The organism is Streptomyces adelaidensis, from assembly GCF_016598475.1.
GTDB lineage: Bacteria > Actinomycetota > Actinomycetes > Streptomycetales > Streptomycetaceae > Streptomyces > Streptomyces adelaidensis.
Window position 1 is genome coordinate 1 of record NZ_JAEMUX010000076.1, and the last position, 18,952, is coordinate 18,952.

General features: G+C 71.2%; 19 protein-coding genes and 2 pseudogenes. 7 read left to right on the plus strand and 14 right to left on the minus strand.

The window, feature by feature from the left end; genetic code table 11:
* Positions 1–225: 225 nt before the first annotated feature.
* Positions 226–969 (plus strand): Type 1 glutamine amidotransferase-like domain-containing protein, encoded by a 744-nt coding sequence (locus I8N67_RS32015; RefSeq protein ID WP_200307749.1) that lies wholly within the window; start codon positions 226–228, stop codon positions 967–969.
* Between the two features lie 86 nt (positions 970–1,055).
* Here the strand turns inward: I8N67_RS32015 and I8N67_RS32020 are convergent, their stop codons facing one another.
* The 8 genes from I8N67_RS32020 to I8N67_RS32055 form a co-directional block, all read right to left on the minus strand.
* Complete coding sequence (locus tag I8N67_RS32020; protein ID WP_200307750.1) at positions 1,056–1,199, minus strand: hypothetical protein; 144 nt, start codon at positions 1,197–1,199, stop codon at positions 1,056–1,058.
* Between the two features lie 10 nt (positions 1,200–1,209).
* On the minus strand, positions 1,210–2,187 hold the full coding sequence (locus I8N67_RS32025) for an MHYT domain-containing protein (protein WP_200307751.1): 978 nt from the start codon (positions 2,185–2,187) through the stop codon (positions 1,210–1,212).
* Positions 2,188–2,407: 220 nt separating this feature from the next.
* A complete protein-coding gene (locus tag I8N67_RS32030) occupies positions 2,408–3,214 on the minus strand; it encodes a sugar phosphate isomerase/epimerase family protein (RefSeq protein WP_200307752.1) in 807 nt (268 codons plus the stop codon).
* A 112-nt stretch (positions 3,215–3,326) separates the two neighbouring features.
* The gene (locus tag I8N67_RS32035) at positions 3,327–4,880 is read right to left on the minus strand and encodes an FAD-dependent oxidoreductase (RefSeq protein ID WP_200307753.1); all 1,554 of its coding nucleotides are present in this window, start codon (positions 4,878–4,880) and stop codon (positions 3,327–3,329) included.
* Between the two features lie 15 nt (positions 4,881–4,895).
* Positions 4,896–5,165: a CDGSH iron-sulfur domain-containing protein gene (locus tag I8N67_RS32040; RefSeq protein ID WP_372443848.1), complete on the minus strand. Its 270-nt coding sequence runs from the start codon at positions 5,163–5,165 to the stop codon at positions 4,896–4,898.
* On the minus strand, positions 5,146–5,859 hold the full coding sequence (locus I8N67_RS32045; RefSeq protein WP_200307754.1) for a HemK2/MTQ2 family protein methyltransferase: 714 nt from the start codon (positions 5,857–5,859) through the stop codon (positions 5,146–5,148). Before I8N67_RS32045 ends, I8N67_RS32040 begins: the two co-directional genes overlap by 20 nt.
* A gap of 16 nt (positions 5,860–5,875) precedes the next feature.
* Positions 5,876–6,883: an iron-containing redox enzyme family protein gene (locus I8N67_RS32050; RefSeq protein WP_200307755.1), complete on the minus strand. Its 1,008-nt coding sequence runs from the start codon at positions 6,881–6,883 to the stop codon at positions 5,876–5,878.
* Between the two features lie 276 nt (positions 6,884–7,159).
* Positions 7,160–7,357, minus strand: a complete 198-nt coding sequence (locus I8N67_RS32055) for a CsbD family protein (protein WP_200307756.1) — start codon at positions 7,355–7,357, stop codon at positions 7,160–7,162.
* A 171-nt stretch (positions 7,358–7,528) separates the two neighbouring features.
* Between I8N67_RS32055 and I8N67_RS32060 the strand changes: the two genes are divergently transcribed.
* The gene (locus I8N67_RS32060) at positions 7,529–7,903 is read left to right on the plus strand and encodes a hypothetical protein (protein WP_200307757.1); all 375 of its coding nucleotides are present in this window, start codon (positions 7,529–7,531) and stop codon (positions 7,901–7,903) included.
* A 559-nt stretch (positions 7,904–8,462) separates the two neighbouring features.
* Here I8N67_RS32060 and I8N67_RS32065 read toward each other — a convergent pair.
* Entirely contained in the window at positions 8,463–9,506 is a 1,044-nt protein-coding gene (locus tag I8N67_RS32065) for a LacI family DNA-binding transcriptional regulator (RefSeq protein ID WP_200307758.1), read from the minus strand.
* A 234-nt stretch (positions 9,507–9,740) separates the two neighbouring features.
* Between I8N67_RS32065 and I8N67_RS32070 the strand changes: the two genes are divergently transcribed.
* From I8N67_RS32070 to I8N67_RS32080, 3 genes are read left to right on the plus strand one after another with little or no spacing between them, the layout of a single operon-like run.
* Positions 9,741–10,898 (plus strand): Gfo/Idh/MocA family protein, encoded by a 1,158-nt coding sequence (locus I8N67_RS32070; protein ID WP_200307759.1) that lies wholly within the window; start codon positions 9,741–9,743, stop codon positions 10,896–10,898.
* Positions 10,895–12,049, plus strand: a complete 1,155-nt coding sequence (locus tag I8N67_RS32075; RefSeq protein WP_200307760.1) for a dihydrodipicolinate synthase family protein — start codon at positions 10,895–10,897, stop codon at positions 12,047–12,049. Before I8N67_RS32070 ends, I8N67_RS32075 begins: the two co-directional genes overlap by 4 nt.
* A gap of 38 nt (positions 12,050–12,087) precedes the next feature.
* Positions 12,088–12,885, plus strand: a complete 798-nt coding sequence (locus tag I8N67_RS32080) for a sugar phosphate isomerase/epimerase family protein (protein ID WP_200307781.1) — start codon at positions 12,088–12,090, stop codon at positions 12,883–12,885.
* Positions 12,886–12,949: 64 nt separating this feature from the next.
* Here I8N67_RS32080 and hemC read toward each other — a convergent pair whose 3' ends face one another.
* The 4 genes and pseudogenes from hemC to I8N67_RS44925 form a co-directional block, all read right to left on the minus strand.
* A complete protein-coding gene (gene hemC, locus I8N67_RS32085; RefSeq protein WP_200307761.1) occupies positions 12,950–13,882 on the minus strand; it encodes a hydroxymethylbilane synthase in 933 nt (310 codons plus the stop codon).
* Between the two features lie 17 nt (positions 13,883–13,899).
* Positions 13,900–14,475 (minus strand): O-methyltransferase, encoded by a 576-nt coding sequence (locus tag I8N67_RS32090; protein WP_200307762.1) that lies wholly within the window; start codon positions 14,473–14,475, stop codon positions 13,900–13,902.
* Positions 14,468–15,448, minus strand: a complete 981-nt coding sequence (locus tag I8N67_RS32095; RefSeq protein WP_200307763.1) for a porphobilinogen synthase — start codon at positions 15,446–15,448, stop codon at positions 14,468–14,470. Before I8N67_RS32095 ends, I8N67_RS32090 begins: the two co-directional genes overlap by 8 nt.
* Before the next feature lie 30 nt (positions 15,449–15,478).
* Positions 15,479–15,758 (minus strand): annotated as a pseudogene (locus tag I8N67_RS44925) (helix-turn-helix domain-containing protein); the annotation flags it as partial.
* Here I8N67_RS44925 and I8N67_RS32100 point away from each other — a divergent pair.
* Positions 15,758–16,360: pseudogene (locus tag I8N67_RS32100) on the plus strand (sugar phosphate isomerase/epimerase family protein); the annotation flags it as partial. The pseudogenes I8N67_RS44925 and I8N67_RS32100 sit on opposite strands and share 1 nt — an antisense overlap.
* A 229-nt stretch (positions 16,361–16,589) precedes the next feature.
* Complete coding sequence (locus I8N67_RS32105; RefSeq protein WP_200307764.1) at positions 16,590–17,711, plus strand: S1 family peptidase; 1,122 nt, start codon at positions 16,590–16,592, stop codon at positions 17,709–17,711.
* A gap of 241 nt (positions 17,712–17,952) precedes the next feature.
* Here I8N67_RS32105 and I8N67_RS32110 read toward each other — a convergent pair whose 3' ends face one another.
* Complete coding sequence (locus tag I8N67_RS32110; protein ID WP_200307765.1) at positions 17,953–18,948, minus strand: helix-turn-helix domain-containing protein; 996 nt, start codon at positions 18,946–18,948, stop codon at positions 17,953–17,955.
* Positions 18,949–18,952: the final 4 nt, after the last annotated feature.

Consider the following 18,952-nt stretch of genomic DNA (forward strand, 5'->3'; position numbering starts at 1 on the left):
TGGTCAGCGATCGCAGCCAGCAGCGAAGCCGACACCGCACCGCGGAGACTCATCCGACAGCATGGCGTTTGGACGAGGCGAGGTGGGCCGGGGTTCCCGGGAATGGGCGGAATTCCGGAAGTTGGTACGGGTGAGGTGGCGGGTGCGCCGGGGGGGCTCGGTGGGCTGGGGGCGCGTTGCCATCAGAGGAGAGCCGGACGGCGCACCCTTGCTACCCTCCCGCCCATGACCGCCTCCGAGCCCACCATCGTCGCCACCTCCGGCGGCCACCGCCTCGGCGACCGCACCCGGGTGACCTTCCACTCCCTGGTGCACCACGCGGTGGAGCTGTCGGGTGTCGACGGGCGGCGCCCGAAGGTCATGTACGTCGGCACGGCCGTCGGCGACTCCGAGCACATGACCGCCCGCATGAGCGAGGCCGCACGGGTGGCGGGCTTCGACCTGACCCCGCTCGCGCTCTTCCCGATGCCCAACATCGAGGACATCGGGTCGGCCGTCCTCGAACAGGACGTCGTCTGGGTCATGGGCGGCTCGGTCGCCAACCTGCTGGCCGTCTGGCGCGTCCACGGCCTCGACCGCGTCTTCCGGCGCGCCTGGCGGTCCGGCATTGTCCTCAGCGGCGTCAGCGCGGGCTCCATCTGCTGGTTCCAGGGCGGCACAACCGACTCCTTCGGCCCCCGACTCCGCCCGGTCACCGACGCGTTGGCATACCTCCCGTACGGAAACGGCGTCCACTACGACTCCGACGCGGGCCGCCGTCCCCTGATACACGACCTCGTAGCCGACGGAACTCTCCCGGAAACCCACTGCACCGACGACGGCGTCGGCCTCGTCTACCACGGCACCCGCCTGGTGGAGGCCGTCACCGAACTCCCGGGCAGGGGCGCGTACATCGTCCGACGCGAGGGGGACACGGCGACGGAGGAGCGGGTGGAGCCACGACTGCTGCCGGACCCGCCGCGCGGCTAGACATCCGCGGGGGCGCGCCCCCCAGGCATTTAGAACTCCTTAGAACTCCTTTGGAACTCCTAACCACGGGGCCGCGGTGGGTCGGGTCAGTGGGTGAAGGCGACGGATGCCGCAAGGTCCTTTTGGGTTTCGAGTGCGGTGAGACGTTCGGTGAGTGCGGCGTGGATGGCGTCGTAGGTGTCGGAGCCGAGGGTGAGGCGCAGGGGCGGGGAACCACGTCCCGGCCCCACAGAGCAGCCCTCACCACTGCTGAACACGCCGCCCAGTCCCCTGAGACTGAGGCTGAGGTTCCTCGCGCCCCCGCCGCGCCGAAGGCTGGAAGAAGGAGCCAGGGCTGGGGCTGGAGTTGGGGCTGGGGGTCTCCTCCGGATGGGGCAGGGCCACGTCCGGCCGGTCGGCGTGCCACGCCGCGGGGGCGGGGCGGCGAGGTTCCGGACGGCCACCCGGCCGAGTCGCGGGCCGGCCGTTCCATTCCCCCTCGCCCAGCACGAGCATCGGGTCGAACATCACCACGACGCCCGCCAGCAGCAGGAAGATGACCGGCCCGATGAGCATGGGCAGCAGGATGGACATCGGGGACTCGCCGGTCAACGCGCCGGCCGTCGTCGTCGAGCTGTGGAGGTGGACCCCCACGGCGGCCATCCCGGTGTAGTGCATGCCGGAGACGGCGACGCCCATGACCAGGCTGGCGCCGAGGCTGGGGAGGAAGCCCCGGATCGAGACGGCCGCCCACAGCGCGGCGGTCGCGGCGAAGATGGCGATGGCGACGGAGAGGGCGACGACGGGGGTCTCGTACTGGATGTAGCCGTTCAGCTGGATGGCGGCCATGCCGAGATAGTGCATGGCGGCGACGCCGAGCCCGGTGACGCAGCCCGCCGCGCACAGCGAGGCGGTGCTGACGCCCCGGTAGCCCACGGCGAACACCCCGATGGCGACGACGGTGATGGCGACGGCCAGGCTGAGCACCGTCAGCCCGACGTCGTACTGGATGCGGCTCTCCTTCACGCGGAAGCCGATCATGGCGATGAAATGCATCGTCCAGATGCCGCAGCCGATCGCGGCGGCACCTAAGGCCAGCCAACCGGGCTTCCAGGACTTCTCGTTGTTGACCGACCTGACCACACAGCGCAGCCCGAGCGCTGCTCCCAGACAGGCCATGATGTAGGCGGCCACTGGGGTGACCGCGCCGTAGTTGAAACCGTCGACCGTGCCTTGCATATGCCAAATCCCCCCGGTACATGGCCAGTTGAGTGCGTTGAGCGAGTTGGGTGTGGCTCGTCGCGGGGGGTAAGTCTGGTGTAGGAGCAGGCCGACGCGCTCCGTTTTCCAAGAGTTACTGTCGGTACTTGTTCGGCAGGCGATCGGCTTTGGGTGGCTCGATGTTGATTTGCCGTCAATTACCGGCCTGAGCTTGATAATTCAAGCTCAGGCCATAGATTTACGCCGCGTCGTTGAGCAACCGGCCGAGGTGTTCCCGCCCCGCCGACAGCAGTTCCGGCAGCGGCGCGGCCCCCTCGTACCACCGCTTCTCGTACTCCCAGCAGAGCCAGCCGTCCCACTCCTTGCGGGAGAGGAGTTCGACGCACTCGCCGAGCGGGAGGACGCCCGCGCCGAGCGGCAGCGGGGTGGTGTCGTCGGGGGAGGCGATGTCCTTGACCTGGACGTAGCCGAGGAAGGGGGCGAGGGCGGCGTAGGTCTCGGCGGGCTGTTCGCCGCCGAGCCAGGTGTGCATCACGTCCCAGAGCGAGCCGACGCTGCCATGCCCGACCGGGCCGAGCACACGGATCGCGGCCGCGCCGGTGCGGTGCGAGTCATGGGTCTCCAGCAGGATGCGTACGCCCCGGTCGGCCGCGTCCTCCGCCGCCGTGCCGAGCCGCCGGGCGGCGACCACATCGGCCTCCGCCACGCCCTGCCCGCCGTCGAGATCGGCGCCGGGGAAGACGCGGACGAAGGGCGCCCCCAGGTCCCGCGCCAGGTCGAGCAGCCGGCGGATCTCGTCGAGCACGGGCGCGTCGTCACCCGGCGCCGCGACCCGCGCGTACCCCGCGAGCCCCAGGATCTCGACCCCCGCCGCCTTGAACTCGCGGACCACGTCGGCCCGTTGCTCCTCCCCGATCCCCGGATGCACCGGCTCCTCGGGATGGGCACGCAACTCGACACCGTGATAGCCGTGCGTGACGGCGAGACGTACGACGTCGGCGATGGGAAGGCCGGGAACACCAAGAGTGGAGAACGCGAGTTTCATGCCTTCCGACCCTACTCGGCCTCACGCGTCACGCCACCGCGCCGGGCAGCACCAGGCGCCGGTCCTTGCCCACCAGGCATCCGCCATGAGTGAGGCGCCCCCCTGCCCCCGATCAGATCTCCCGCCCCTCCAGCCGCTTCGTCGCCGGCCCCTGCACGATGTGCCCGTCCGGGTCGAAGCGGGAGCCGTGGCAGGGGCATTCCCAGGTGCGTTCGGCGCGGTTGAAGGCGACGAGGCAGCCGAGGTGGGTGCAGCGGGCGGAGACGGCGTGGAGGGCGCCGTCGTCGTCGCGGTGGACCGCGCAGTGGTGGCCGCCGACCCGGACGACCGCGCCGTCGCCGGGGGCGATGGTGTCGACGGTCGTGTCACCGGCCGGGGCGAGCCGGTCGCCGACGAAGTGGCGGGCGACCTGGGCCTGGTGCTTGAGGAAGCTCGGCGCCTCGCGGACCGCGCTGCGCACGCGGCGCGGGTCGTACAGGTCGCTCCACGGCGCCTTGTGCCCGGTGATCTGCTCGGCGAGCAGCCGCCCGGCCATGATGCCGCCGCTCAGCCCCCAGCCGCCGAACCCGGTCGCCACCCAGGTGTGCCTGCTGCCCGCGTGGAAGGGGCCGACGAGCGGGACGGAGTCGGTGGAGTCGTTGTCCTGGGTGGCCCAGCGGTGGGTGAAGTCGAGCGGACCGAACCGCCCGACGGCCCAGTCGGCGAGGCGCTCGAACCGTTCGGCGGCGTCCCCGCTGCCCGGCGTGAAGTGCTCCCCGGTGACGACGAGCAGCCGCCGTCCGTCCGCGTACGGGGCGGTCCGCAGCGAACGGGTGTTCTGCTCGGGGGTGATGTACATGCCGTGCGGATCGGAGTCGGCCGCGATCGGCGCGGTGAGGACCAGTTCGCGGCGCGGGGAGAGCCGGGTGAAGAGCAGCGCCCGGTCGAAGACGGGGTAGTGCGTGGCGACCACGACGTCCCCGGCGGTCACCGTGAACCCCGCCTCGGTCGTCAGCCGGCACGGCGTGCCCTCCTTGAGCCGTACGACCCGGGTCCCCTCATGGACCGACGCGCCCTGCCGCACGAGATCATCGACCAGGCCCAGCAGGTACTTACGCGGATGGAACTGAGCCTGCTCCTCCACCCGCACCGCCCCCGCGACCGGGAACGGCAGCCCCGTCTCCGTCACGAACTCGGCGGGCAGCCCGGCCTCCCGCGCCGCCTCCGCCTCGGTCCGCAACTCGTCGACCCGCCCCTTGTCCTCGGCGTACGTGTAGGCCGCCGCTTCCTCCCAGTCGCACGCGATCCCCAGCTCCCGCGCCACCCCGGCGGCATGCCGGATCGCCTCCGTCTGCGACCGCGCGTACAGCCCCGCCGCCTCGGCGCCCCGGGTCCGCCGCAGCCGCTCGTAGATCAGTGTGTGCAACACCGTCAGCTTGGCCGTCGTATGCCCCGTGACCCCGGCGGCGACCCGGTCCGCCTCCAGCAACGCCACGCGCCGCCCCCGCCGCGCCAGCTCCCACGCCGTACTGATCCCCGCGATCCCCGCCCCGACCACCGCCACGTCGACGATCAGATCCCCGTCCAGCGCCGGGTGCGGGCTCGCCTGCGGCGCGCTCTCGATCCAGTACGACTTCTGCTCCGGCCGCTTGTGCTGCTCGTGCTGCTCGTGCTGCTCGTTCGGCATGGCTTCGGGGTCCCTTCAGGTGGGCGGCTGGGCACGGCGCCGGTGGCTGGTGTCGCACCACGGGTAGATCCGGCTGCGACGACAGGTGCACAGGGCCACACAGAAGCGGTCCGACGACACGGTCGTACCGTCCTCCAAGGTGACCTCGACCGGCCCCTCCACCAGCAGGGGGCCCGGCCGCTGAACGGCGATGCGACGGCGGTGACCGCGACCGTGACTGGCACTGGCACTGGGACTGGCACTGGCACTGGGACTGCGAGGGCGTTCAGCCGGTTCGTTCGGCACGGATGATCACCAGCTCTTCCTTCTCGGCAAGGCCATCGCCATCGCCATCGCCGTCATCGCCATCGCCGTCATCGCCCCCGTCTCCCAGCAGCCCGCGCCTGCGCAGCCATTCGCTCCGCGACCGCAGGACGGGACCGAAGGCGACCCGGCGGTGGTCCACGACCTCGGCCCGCAACCCCTCCGCCCGCAACTGCGCCAGCGTGCGCTCCGCGTCGCTCAGGGCCGACTGCACCAGCAGCAGCACCCCGCCGGGCCGCAGCAGCGAGGGCGAGTCCCGGCAGATGCGGTCCAGCACGAGACGGCCGTCCGACCCGGCGTCCCAGGCCCGGGCGGGACCCCGCACCCGCCCGTAGGTGCCGAACCCCGGCTCCGGCACGTACGGCGGATTGGACAGGATGAGGTCGAAGGACCGCCCCGACACCGGGGCCAGCAGATTCCCCCGTACGACCCTCATCGGCAGCCGCGCCAGTACGGCGTTGACCTTGGCGTTGAGCACAGCCCGCCAGGAGATGTCGACCGCCGTGACGAGCGCACCCCGCCGCGCCGCCGCCAGCCCGACGGCTCCCGTCCCCGTACCGATGTCGAGAACCCGGGCCCGTGGGGCGAGGGGCTCCTGCCCCAGGGCTTGCACCAGCAGATCCGTGTCGTCCTGCGGGGCGTAGACGCCGGGCAGGGAGAGCGGGAGGGGAATCAAGGGAAGGGACCTCCAGTCAGACAGCCGCGGGCAGAGGCGTACGCAACGACGACCGGCCGTTCCGCCACGCCCCGAGGAGCCGTTCGGCGAGGGCGTCCTCAAGGTGGTTGGTGGCGTCCACGCCGAAGGCCACGTCGCCGTCGAGCTGCGGCTCCTCCTCCAGCAGACCGGCGACGACCTCCCGCCGGACGACCTGCTCGTGTACGGCGTCGGCCTCCACGTGTTCGTCGTAGAAGTGCTCGGCGGCGGCCCCGGCCCCGGTCCGCCGCATGGCGTCGGCGAGCCGTCGGGAGCCGGGGGAGGAGGTGATCTCGACCGTGGCGAAGTGGCCGACGAGGGCGCCGCGCAGGGAGCGGTGCAGGCCGAGGAGGGACATCAGGTTCACGGTGGCGAGCGCCTCGGCGCCGGCGGCGTCCACGTAGCGGCCGTAGGCCGGGTCGAGGCCCAGGCCGGTCATGAGGTCGGCGAAGAGGCGCGCGTGCACCCGCTCGGCCCGGCCCCCGCCGAACTCGTCGAACTCCACGGCGGCCATCCCCGCCTTCGCGCGCCCCCACAACCGGGGCAGCACCCACGCGTGCGGGTCGGCCTCCTTCAGGTGGTACAGCGACCGCTGCGCCGCGTACTCACGCACCTGCCACAGCTCGCCCTCGTCCCGCAGGAAATGGCCGACGCCGGTGCCGTCGCTCTCCGGCGGCTCCACGAGCAGGTCGTCCAGCGCCTCCCGGGCGCTGCGGTGCCGCGTCGCCCTGTCGCGCAGCGCTTCGAGGAACAGCCACTCCAGGCCCGCCCGGCACCGCAGCAGTTCCGGGTCCCATTCGAGGTCGGCGTCGACGCCGACGAAGCCTCGGTAGTGGAGTTCGTAGCAGAGGTAGAGGGCGAGCTGGAGATCGTCGCCGAAGGGGTCGGCCCCGGCGATCTCCCGGCCGCCGGGCGGCGCCCCCGCCCCACGCAGACCCGCCACGACCGCGCCCGAAAGCGGCCCCCTGCTCTCCGGCACCGACGGCCCGTCCGCCCGCGTCTCCATGCGCGCCGAGTACCCGTGATACGCGAGTACTCACCAGGCGGGCCCGCGAACGGGGGAGGTCCCGCGAAGCCAGGCGGCCGGCTCTGCGGGGCCAGGCACCCGGCTCTGCGGGGCCAGGCACCCGGCCCCGCGAAGCCAGGCCGCCGGCCATGCGAAGCCAGGCCGCCGGCCATGCGAAGGGGAACAGCCAGCCATGCGAAGGGGGGCTCCCACCATCACAGGAGCCCCCATTCACGGGCCGTACGCGGGGCACGCCCACCGGCGGCGGTACTCCGGTCAGGTACGGTCGCGCCTCGCCGAACGCTGAGCCTCCTCGACACTCTCCTGCGTCTTGCCCCGCATCTTCTTGGCCTCGCCGCGCGCCTGCTGCGTCTTGCCCTCGACCTGCTGCTCGCGGTCGCCGGTGGCCTTGCCGGCCATCTCCTTGGCCTTGCCCGTGAGCTTGTCCATTTTGCCCTTGTCCTTGGCGGCCATGGGTTCCTCCTTGGTGGGGGGTGAGGTGGCTTTCTCGCCCAACGTAAGGGGGAAGAGGTGACTGTCGCACGTCGAAGCGTCACGTTGCGTAATCATGGTTGGGGAGGGGTCCCGGAGCCCCCGCGCTAGAAATGCCGCGCAGCGTTTCCCCGAGGGCAGGAGGCCCAACTGATGACGACGAGTACGGGTATGAGCCGACGAGCCGCCACGACCGCAGTAACACTGACCCTCACCGCCGCCCTGGGCCTCGGCGCCCTGGCCCCGGCCGCCCAAGCCGCCAACGGCCCCTGCTACGACGGCCGTTGCAACACCACCGTGTCCGCCCCCAAGACCATCAAGGTCAGCGCCAAGAAGTTCGGCTTCGGCAAGCTGAAGGTCGTCTCCGTCAGCTCGAGGTCGGTGAAGTTCTCCGCCACTTCCGGCGGCATCTACCTCAGCGGCAGCACCAGCCCCGGCGGCACGATCAAGCTCAACAACCTGAAGATCTGGGTGAAGTCGGTCTCCGGCAAGAAGGCCAAGATCGCCTTGTTCCCCACGAAATACTGAGCGGAGCGCCCCGACAGGGGCGCGGGGAACTGCGCGAGCAACCACACGCAACCCGCAGCCGATCACGCTTCCGGCCCCCCCTGAATCTCTCGGCGGGGGCCCCGGGGGCAGCAGCCCCCGGCAACGGGACGGGGTCGAAGGGGCAGCGCCTCTGGTGATGGGACGGGTAGGGGCGGCGGGGGCGAATCCCAATCCAGCCCGCCGCGGCCGAGCCCGCTCCAGCCCGCCGCGGCCGAGCCCGCTCCAGCCCGCCGCGGCCGAGCCCGCTCCAGCCCGCCGGGGGCGAACCCGTTCCAGCCCGCCGCGGCCGAGCCCGCTCCAGCCCGCCGGGGGCGAACCCGTTCCAGCCCGCCGCGGCCGAGCCCGTTCCAGCCCGCCGCGGCCGAGCCCGTTCCAGCCCGCCGCGGCCGAGCCCGTTCCAGCCCGCCGTGGGCGAACCCGTTCCAGCCCGCCGCGGCCGAGCCCGTTCCAGCCCGCCGCGGCCGAGCCCGTTCCAGCCCGCCGGGGGCGAACCCGTTCCAGCCCCCCACTTCAAGCCCCCCCGACGCCCCCCCCCACATCAAGCCCCCCGAGGCCCCCCACTCGACCCCCGCACCATCAACTCCCCCCGAACCGTGGCGATCCCCCCATGCGGCGCCTCCTCCCGCCCCATGGCGATCCGCCCGGCCCGAGCCCCCGCCTCCGCCAACGGCAACCGCACGGTCGTCAGCGCGGGCACCGCGTCAATGCTGAACGGCAGATCATCGAACCCGGCCACGGAGACGTCGTCGGGAATCCGCAACCCCGAATCCCGCAGCGCCGCACACGCCCCCAACGCCACCGTGTCGTTCGCCGCGACCACGGCCGTGATCCCCGGGTCCCGCCGCAACAGCTCAAGCGTCGCCTCGTACCCGGAGAGCCGGTCGTAGCGCCCGTAGACCGTCCACCGAGGGTCGTCCTCGATGCCGGCCGCCGCCAGCGCCGCCCGATGGCCCTCCAGCCGGTGCCGGGTGGTCGTCCGCTCCTCCGGTCCCGCGATGTACCCGAGCCGCCGATGCCCGAGCCCGATCAGATGCTCGGTGAGCAACTGCCCGCCACCCCGGTTGTCGAAGGTGATCGCGATGGCCTCCGGGGTGGGCGGCCGCCCGCACAGGACGACCCGCGTGCCGGCCTCCGTCAGCTTGCGCAGCTTGTTGCCGACGGCGGCGAGATGGACCGGGTCCTCGATCGCCCCACCCGTCAGCACGACGGCAGCGGCCCGCTGGCGCTGCAACAGTGTGAGATACGTCAGCTCACGCTCCGGCGAGCCCCCCGTGTTGCACACCACGGCCAGCCGCTCCCCGCCCGCGCGCCCGCCGGGCCCGCCGATCTCGGACTGGATGGCGCCGGCCATGATCCCGAAGAAGGGGTCGGCGATGTCGTTCACGAGGATGCCGACGAGATCGGAGGTGGCGGCGGCGAGGGCGCTCGCGGGGCCGTTGAGGACGTACTCCAGGTCGTCCACGGCCTTCAGTACCCGCTCGCGCGTGGACGCGGCCACCGGATAGTTTCCGTTGAGCACCCGGGAGACGGTCGCGGGCGACACCTGCGCACGAGCCGCCACGTCCGCCAGGGTCACAGTCATCGTTGCTCGTCCTCCGGTGCGCGTCATGTTCGGGTTGTCGGGGAACCTTACGACCGCGATCACCGTTCGCCCCCTCGAACAACTCGACCCCCCTACGGTCTTGTCCGGACCGCTGGTCAGAGGCTAGCTTCTCATTGGATAGAAAGCGCTTGCTGTGACGCTCACCCTTTAGTCGGGCGTACGCGGCGCCGGACGCGTACGCACAAACGAACGCACACAACGAAGGGACCGGCCGTGACACGCAAGACCGTACGGATCGCCATGAACGGCGTGACCGGACGCATGGGCTATCGCCAGCACCTCGTCCGCTCCATCCTCGCCCTGCGCGAGCAGGGCGGCCTGGACCTCGGCGACGGCACCGTGCTGTGGCCGGAGCCGGTCCTCGTCGGCCGCCGCGAGTCCGCGCTCAGGGCGCTCGCCGAGCGGCACGGCCTGGACCCGGAGAACGTCTCCACGGACGTCGACGCGGTCCTCGCCGACCCGACGATCGAGATCTACTTCGACGCCCAGGTCACCTCGGCCCGCGAGGAGGCGATCAAGAAGGCGATCGCCGCCGGCAAGCACATCTACACGGAGAAGCCGACCGCCACCGGCCTCGACGGCGCCCTGGAGCTGGCCCGCCTCGCGGACGCCGCCGGCATCAAGCACGGCGTCGTCCAGGACAAGCTGTTCCTGCCGGGCCTGCTGAAGCTCAAGCGCCTCATCGACGGCGGCTTCTTCGGCCGCATCCTGTCCGTCCGGGGCGAGTTCGGCTACTGGGTCTTCGAGGGCGACTGGCAGGAGGCGCAGCGCCCCTCCTGGAACTACCGCGCCGAGGACGGCGGCGGCATCGTCGTCGACATGTTCCCGCACTGGGAGTACGTGCTCCACGAGCTGTTCGGCCGCGTGAAGTCCGTCCAGGCCCTCACCGCCACCCACATCCCGCAGCGCTGGGACGAGCAGGACAAGCCGTACGACGCCACGGCCGACGACGCCGCGTACGGCATCTTCGAGCTCGAAGGCGGCGCGATCGCCCAGATCAACTCGTCCTGGGCCGTCCGCGTCAACCGCGACGAGCTCGTCGAGTTCCAGGTCGACGGCACGGAGGGCTCGGCGGTGGCGGGCCTGCGCAACTGCCGCGTCCAGCACCGCTCCGCCACCCCGAAGCCGGTCTGGAACCCCGACATCCCGGCCACCTACTCCTTCCGCGACCAGTGGCAGGAGGTCCCGGACAACGCCGAGTTCGACAACGGCTTCAAGGCGCAGTGGGAGCTGTTCTTCAAGCACGTCTACGCCGACGCGCCCTACCAGTGGGACCTGCTGGCCGGCGCCCGGGGCGTCCAGCTCGCCGAGCTGGGCCTGAAGTCCTCGGCCGAGGGTGTCCGTCTCGACGTTCCGGAGATCTCGCTGTGACGATCCAACTGCCCGGCGCGGATGGGGTGTTGAGGGTCTACGCCCCCCGCGCGGAACCCCTGGCGTTGTCGACCGGCGCCCCCTTCACCTCCCGTACGGTCTTCTCGGCGGCGCATGTCGTCGCCGACCCGTACGCGGACGTGTCCCCTGATTCCCCCGCCGCCGTCGACTGGGACGCGACCCTCGCCTTCCGCCGTCACCTGTGGTCGCACGGCCTGGGCGTTGCCGAGGCGATGGACACCGCCCAGCGCGGCATGGGCCTCGACTGGGCGGGCGCGGCGGAACTGATCCGCCGCAGCGCCGCCGAGGCGAAGGCGGTCGGCGGCAGGATCGCGTGCGGCGTGGGAACGGACCAGCTCACCGGCCCGGCCTCCCTGTCCGACATCCGCAAGGCGTACGAGGAGCAGCTGGCCCTGGTCGAGGAATCGGGCGCCCAGGCGATCCTGATGGCCTCGCGGGCGCTGGCGGCGGAGGCACAGAGCCGCGAGGACTACCTGGAGATCTACGGCCACCTCCTGCGCCAGGCCACCGAGCCGGTCGTCCTGCACTGGCTCGGCCCGATGTTCGACCCGGCGCTGGAGGGCTACTGGGGTTCGAGCGACCTCGACGCGGCCACGGAGGTGTTCCTGGACGTCATCGCGGCCCACCCCGACAAGGTCGACGGCATCAAGGTCTCCCTGCTGGACGCCCAGCGCGAGGTCGACATCCGCCGCAGGCTCCCCGTCGGCGTCCGCTGCTACACCGGCGACGACTTCAACTACCCCGAGCTGATCGCGGGCGACGAGAAGGGCTTCAGCCACGCCCTCCTCGGCATCTTCGACCCACTGGGCCCGCTGGCGGCGGAGGCGGTACGCGTCCTGGACACGGGCGACGTCCCCGGCTTCCGGAACCTCCTCGACCCCACCGTCGAACTCTCCCGCCACCTCTTCCAGACCCCGACCCGCTTCTACAAGACGGGTGTGGTGTTCCTGGCCTGGCTGGCCGGCCACCAGTCGCACTTCACGATGGTCGGCGGCCTCCAGTCCGCCCGCTCCCTCCCGCACTTCGCGCGCGCCTACGAACTGGCCGACGGCCTGGGCCTGTTCCCGGACCCGGCGCTGGCGGAGACCCGCATGAAGAACCTGCTGTCCCTGTACGGAGTGGCCCAGTGAGCACCCTCGGAGATCTGTCCCGCTTCTCCATCAACCAGATGACGGTCAAGCAGCTGTCGATGCCCGAACTGGTCGCCGGTTGCGTCGAGTTGGGCATCCCGGGCGTGGGCCTCTGGCGCGAGCCGGTGGCGGTCTACGGCCTGGAGGCCACAGCCAAGCTGGTCCGCGACGCGGGCCTCTCGGTCACGACCCTCTGCCGGGGCGGCTTCTTCACGGCGATCGACCCGACGGAACGGGCGGCGGCCCTGGAGGACAACCGCCGTGCCATCGACGAGGCGGCGACGCTGGGCACGGACACCCTGGTGCTCGTGTCCGGCGGCCTCCCGGCGGGCTCGAAGGACCTGCACGGCGCGCGGGAACGGATCGCCGACGCGCTGTCCGAGCTGGGCCCGTACGCCGCGTCGAACGGCGTACGCCTGGCCATCGAGCCGCTCCACCCCATGTTCGCCTCGGACCGCTGCGTGGTGTCGACGCTCTCCCAGGCTCTGGACATCGCCGAGCGCTTCCCGGCGGAGCAGGTGGGCGTCACGGTCGACACGTACCACATCTGGTGGGACGACACGGCCCCGGCCGCGATCGCCCGCGCGGGCGCCGGTGGCCGCATCCACACCTTCCAACTCGCCGACTGGATCACCCCCCTCCCGGCGGGCGTCCTGACCGGCCGGGGCCAGATCGGCGACGGCACGATCGACATGCGCGAGTGGAAGTCGTACGTCGAGACCGCCGGTTACACGGGCCCCATCGAGGTCGAACTCTTCAACGACGACCTGTGGGCGGGCGACGGGCACGAACTGCTCGCCCGTACGGCGGAGCGGTTCGTGGAGCACGCGGCGTGAAATAGCCACTGTCGTCCGGTTCCCGGGGGCCCGGGTGGTATCCCCGGGACCGGACGAAGTCGCCCTAGTGGGGGATGCCGTCGATGAGGTTTCTTGCGCCCTGGCGGAGGAGGGCGACCGCGACGGAGGTGCCCAGGGTGGCGGGGTCGAGGCGCCCGGCCCACTCGTGGGCGTTGAGGACGGTCTTGCCGTCAGGGGTGAACACCGAGGCCCGCAGGGAGAGTTCCCCACCTCGTCCGGCGCGAGCGAACCCGGCGATGGGGCTGTTGCAGTGCCCCTGAAGGACGTGCAGGAACATGCGTTCCGCGAGGGTCTCGCGGTGTGTGTCCGGATCGCCGAGGCCGCTGACGGTGTCGATGGTGTCGGTGTCCGCCTCGCGGCACTGCAGGGCGAGGACCCCCGCACCGATCGGCGGCATCATCGTCTCCACGGAGAGGAACTCGGTGATGACGTCCGCGCGGCCGATCCGTTCCAGGCCGGAGACGGCCAGGAGGATGGCGTCGACCTCGCCCGCGCCGAGTTTCGCCAGGCGGCGGTTGGCGTTGCCGCGGAACGGGACGCACTCCAGGTGCGGGTGCGAGGCGGCGAGCTGCGCGACGCGACGCACGGAGGAGGTGCCGATCCGGGTCCCGGCGGGCAGTTCGTCCAGGGTGCGCCCGGCCGGGTCCACGAGGGCGTCGCGGATGTCGTCGCGCTTGAGGAACGCGGCGAACATGGTGCCGGCCGGGAGGGGCCGGTCGGCGGGGATGTCCTTGACGCAGTGGACGGCGAGGTCGGCCTCACCGGCGAGGAGGGCGGCGTCGACCTCCTTGGTGAACGCCCCCTTGCCTTCGACCTGGGCGAGGTCACCCATCCACTTGTCGCCGGTGGTCTTCACCGGGATCACCTCGGTGCGCACCGCCGGGTGGAGCACGGCCAGCTCGGCGCGGACCCGCTCCACCTGGGCGAGTGCCATGGGCGAGTCTCGGGAGACGATGCGAATCAGATCACGCGGCATGAAGGCACGATAGCCCCTCAGATCCGGGCTCCCACCACGAGCCCGGATGACCACCGCATGGGCGTGGCACGGAGGTTGGGCCGTTCGGGCAGCTGCGCGAGGAAGCCGTTGACGCGCGGCTGATGGTCCTCGGGCCAGGTGGCCTGCGGCAACATGTCGTCGACGACGTAGAGCGCGCCGGGCTGGAGAAGTCGGAGAAGATCCAGCAGACGGTGGTACTTCCCCGGCCTGCAGTCGACGTACGCGAAATCGAACGGCTCCCCCTCGTAGGTGGAGAGGAAATCGTCGGCGTCCGCGGTGACGAACTCGATTCGGCGGTCGTGGTCCAGGTGGCGGCGGGCGATGGCCTGGACGTCGATGTCGGTCTCGACGGTGGTGAGACGGGCGGAGGAGGACATCCCGATGGCGAGCCATGCGGCGCCGGCTCCGCTGCCGGTGCCCAATTCCAGGAAACGGCCCCCGGGTTTCGTCGCGGCGAGGGTGGCGAGCAGGGAGCCCGTGCGGTCCTCGCAGGACATGGCGAACCCGGCGCGTTCGGCGTCGGCGAGGATCGCGTCCAGCTCGCGGGGCCGGTGGCGGGGAGTGTCATCCACGGGCGGCCTGCAGATGGCGGGCAACGGCCTCGGCGGCGAAGGTGAGGATCTGATCGGCGCCGGAGCGCTTGAGCATGGCCAGGTACTCGACCATGCCGTCCGGGCCGACGGCGTTGAGCGCTGCCCACTCACCGGACGTGGAGTAGGCGACGAGGGGTACGGGCTGGTCGTCGCGGAGCCGTACGAGGACGTCGACGGCGGTCATCACAGGCTGAAGGGTGAGGGAATCCGCTCCCTCGGTGATCCAGCGGCGGGCCTGGACGAGGGCGTCGCGGTCGGCGCGGCCGGGTTCGAGCTGGAGGCCGCGGCGGTGGCCGGAGGCCGGGTCGGTGCCCATCAAGGACTTGAACGGTCCGTACAGGCTGGTGTGGATGGCCAGGTTGGGGTTCACTCCGACGTCGTGATGTCCCGCCTCGTCGAGGGCGTCGCGTACGGCGCGGACGGAGCCGTCGAGCATCGCGGTCGGGGAGACGACGTCGGCGCCGGCGTCAGCGTGCTGGACGGCCATCGTCGACATCAGCGTGCAGGTGGCGTCGAGGTCGATTCCGCCCCTGTCGGTCAGGAGGACGCACTGGCCGTGGCTGGTCCAGGAGCAACCACAGACCTCGGTGGTGACGGCGAGGGACGGAGCAGCCTCCTTCACCGTGGTGATCGCCTGGAGCATGCGGTTCGCGGGGGCGGTGGCCGCCGTCGCGCGGGCGTCCCGGTCATGCCCGTACGCGAAAACCTTGGCCCCTGACAGGCCGAGGTCGTTCCACCGGCTGAGCGTGCCGGGAACGTCGGCGAGGGGCACGGCCCCCGGGAGCGGATTCGAGGATGCCTTTCTGCCGGGGAGCACCAGGAGCGGCGCGCTGAGATCGGACGAGGTGAGCGTCGGCCCGGCGTAGAGGTTGCGGACAGCGGACCGGGCACGGGAGGGGTTGACGCCGTTGGGTGCTGGGAGTCGGAGTTGGCGCTCTGTGAACGTCGTCATGCTGTGGAGTACATACCGACAAGGCGTCGGTCAGATAGGGGCGTGCGAAGTCTCACGGAGGCGTGCTCGGAGCATTGGGCCCGCCGCGAAGCGCCGCACCCGCTCTCGGTACTCCGTCGGAGGCACCCCGTACGTCCCCCGGAAGGCGCGGGTGAAGTCGGAGGCGCGGGGCAGACGGGAATTCGGCGACACGGCCTGGGTCGCGGCGGGCGTCTTCGAGGCGCTGGGCGCGGATCCAGGCCGCGACCGTCTCGTCCGGCGCGTCCTCCTGGAAGAGCCGGTGCAGATAGCTCAGGGAGATGTAGTGCGCGGGCGGCGGCCCTGGAGGACAACCGCCGTGCCATCGACGAGGCGGCGACGCTGGGCACGGACACCCTGGTGCTCGTGTCCGGCGGCCTCCCGGCGGGCTCGAAGGACCTGCACGGCGCGCGGGAACGGATCGCCGACGCGCTGTCCGAGCTGGGCCTGTACGCCGCGTCGAACGGCGTACGCCTGGCCATCGAGCCGCTCCACCCCATGTTCGCCTCGGACCGCTGCGTGGTGTCGACGCTCTCCCAGGCTCTGGACATCGCCGAGCGCTTCCCGGCGGAGCAGGTGGGCGTCACGGTCGACACGTACCACATCTGGTGGGACGACACGGCCCCGGCGGCGATCGCCCGCGCGGGCGTCGGCGGCCGCATCCACACCTTCCAACTCGCCGACTGGATCACCCCGTTGCCCGAGGGCGTCCTGACCGGCCGCGGCCAGATCGGCGACGGCGCCATCGACATGCGGGAGTGGAAGTCGTACGTCGAGGCCGCTGGCTACACCGGCCCCATCGAGGTCGAACTGTTCAATGACGACCTGTGGGCCGGGGACGGGCACGAACTGCTCGCCCGTACGGCGGAGCGGTTCGTGGAGCACGCGGCGTAGCGAGCCGGTGAGCTGGTGACGACGAGGGCCCGTCCGCGTCCTGCGGGCGGGCCCAGGTCGTAACGAGTCCGGGCAGCGGCACTGAACCGGATCGTACGAGCGGGAGTGGACGCAGAGCCAAGCGATCTGTGGATGGTTTGTCAACGACAATTCCCGTGCTCACACCACATTCTGCTTCCGTGCACGGCGATCGACCACGCCGTGCTTTCCTCTTACGGAGGCACAATCCATGCGAAGACTCTCGATCCGCCGTACATCCCTGACGGTGGCACTGTGCAGCCTGGCCGCGGTGCTGGCCTCACCGACCGCGAACGCGGCTCCAGCTCCTGCCCTGATGTCCGACCCGGCCCAGGCGAGAGCGCTGGCCACCGAGATTGGTGCCGACCGCACCGGGGGCGTCTACTACGACGACGCCGGACAGCTCGTCGTCGCCGTCACCGATGAGAGTGCCGCGCGGACCGTCCGCGCCGAGGGCGGCACCGCCGAGGTCGTGAAGCACAGCGCCGCCGATCTGGCCTCCGTTCAGACCGCACTTGACGATCGGATCGCCGAGGCCGACCCGATCCCCAACACCTCCTGGGGTATCGATCCGAGCACCAATCAGGTGTCCGTCAAGATCTTCGAGGGTGTCTCCGCCGCCGACAGGAAGCGCCTCACGGACCTCGTCGCCGGCTATGGCGACGCGGTACGCGTCGAGAAGTACCCCGGCACACTCAAGACGAACGCTTACGAAAGCCTCGGTGGCATCGGCATCAAGTCGGTGGACAGCGGTGCGGAATGCACCCTCGGGTTCAACGTCCGCAACTCCTCCGGACAGAAGTACTTCGTCACCGCCGGGCACTGCGCGGACACCTCGGCCGACCTGTGGTGGAACAGGGAGGCCGGCGGCATCTACCTCGGCAAGCGCACGGAGTGGTACGACTTCGGCGGCATCGAGAAGGACTACGCCGTCATCAAATACAACGAGGACGACAACATCGACGTCGCTGCCTACGGGGCTGTCAGGGCGGCCGGCACCGAGTACGAGATCACGGACTCCCGTTACCCCTTCGACGGTGAGTCCGTCAGGCGCGCCGGCGCCGTCAGCAGCGACCTCGTGGGCTTCGTGCTCTCGCCGAGCGAGACCGTCACCGTGAGCGGGGTGGTCCTGAAGAACATGATCATGACCACGAACTGTGCACTCGGCGGAGACAGCGGCGGTCCCCTGTGGGCGGGGACCGACGCGCTCGGCATCCTCTCCGGAGGCAACACTCCGAACGGCGAGCCGTGCAACAGCGCCCAGGACAAGTACGTGAGCGTCTACCAGCCGGTGCACTGGGTGCTGTCCCATCACGGGCTGAGCGCCTTCTAGCGGGAGTGACGCGCTCCGGCGGGCGATCTGGGAGAACGTGGCGCTCGGGCTCGCCCGCCGGACCGAGCGGCGGCGGGTGTAGTGGGCACACGCGGCAGGGAGTGTATACGTCACGTATGCATGATTGAGGTGTGACTCGCTTTCCTGGTCAGGGAGTTGTGCGGGAACAGCCTGATCAGAATGCGTGGCGAGTCCTGGGGCTGTCGTCAACTGTGTGTCCACGGGTGCGTTGCCGGCGCGTCTACCCGGGCTCTCGCGCGGACCCCGCCTGTGCGCGGTACTCCGTCGGCGACACCCCGTACGCCCCCTTGAACGCCCGTGTGAAGTCGGAGGCGCGGACCAGGCCCCAGCGGGTGGCGATGGTGTGGACGGGGGTGGAGGCCAGGGTGGGGTCCGCCAGGTCGCGGCGGGCGCCTTCGAGGCGCTGGGTGCGGATCCAGGCCGCGACCGTCTCGTCCGGGGCGTCCTCTTGGAAGAGCCGGTGCAGATAACTCAGGGAGATGTGGTGCGCCGCCGCTATCACGGGCGGCGTCAGCTCCGGGTCGTGCAGGTTCTGGCGGACGAACGCCCGTACGCGCGTCATCAGCGCCCGCTGGCGGGTCTCCGGCGGCAGCGCCTCCTCCGCCTCCAGCACCTGCGCGAACCAGGCGGACAGCAGATCGATCAGCACCTTGCCCAGGCGCGGCGCGTCGGACGGCTGAAGCACCTCGGACTGCCGTTCCAGGCCGGTGAGGAACCCCGTCAGCAGCGCCCCCGTGCCCTCCCGCCCCGACAGCCGCCTGCTCAGCAGTGGCCGCACCCGGTCGGGCGGTATGGGCAGCAGCGCCTTCGGGAAGTCCACGCCCACCCCTGTGATCATGTGGCGCCCCCGGTCCTCCGGCGGGCGCACGTCGTACGGTCGCGCGGTGTCACTCACCCACAGATCGCTCGGGCCGTACACGTCGGACCGTCCCACATGGTCGAAGCCCAGCCCGCCGCCGAGCATCAGCGACAGGTGGTACATCTCGGGGTCGGACTGCTGCACCATCTTCTCCGTACGCCGGAACCGCGTCGGCAGATGCGACGTCGGCCACACCAGCACGGGGCCCAGCTCCAGCAGCCTCTGCTGCGCCGAGAACTCGGCAGCGTACTCGCTGCTCATGTCCGCCGGCGCGATCGCCCGGTGCGTCAACTCCCGCCAGTAGTCGAACCTGTGCTCCACGGGCACGTCGTCGCTCCGGAACACGGTCCCGATCATCTAA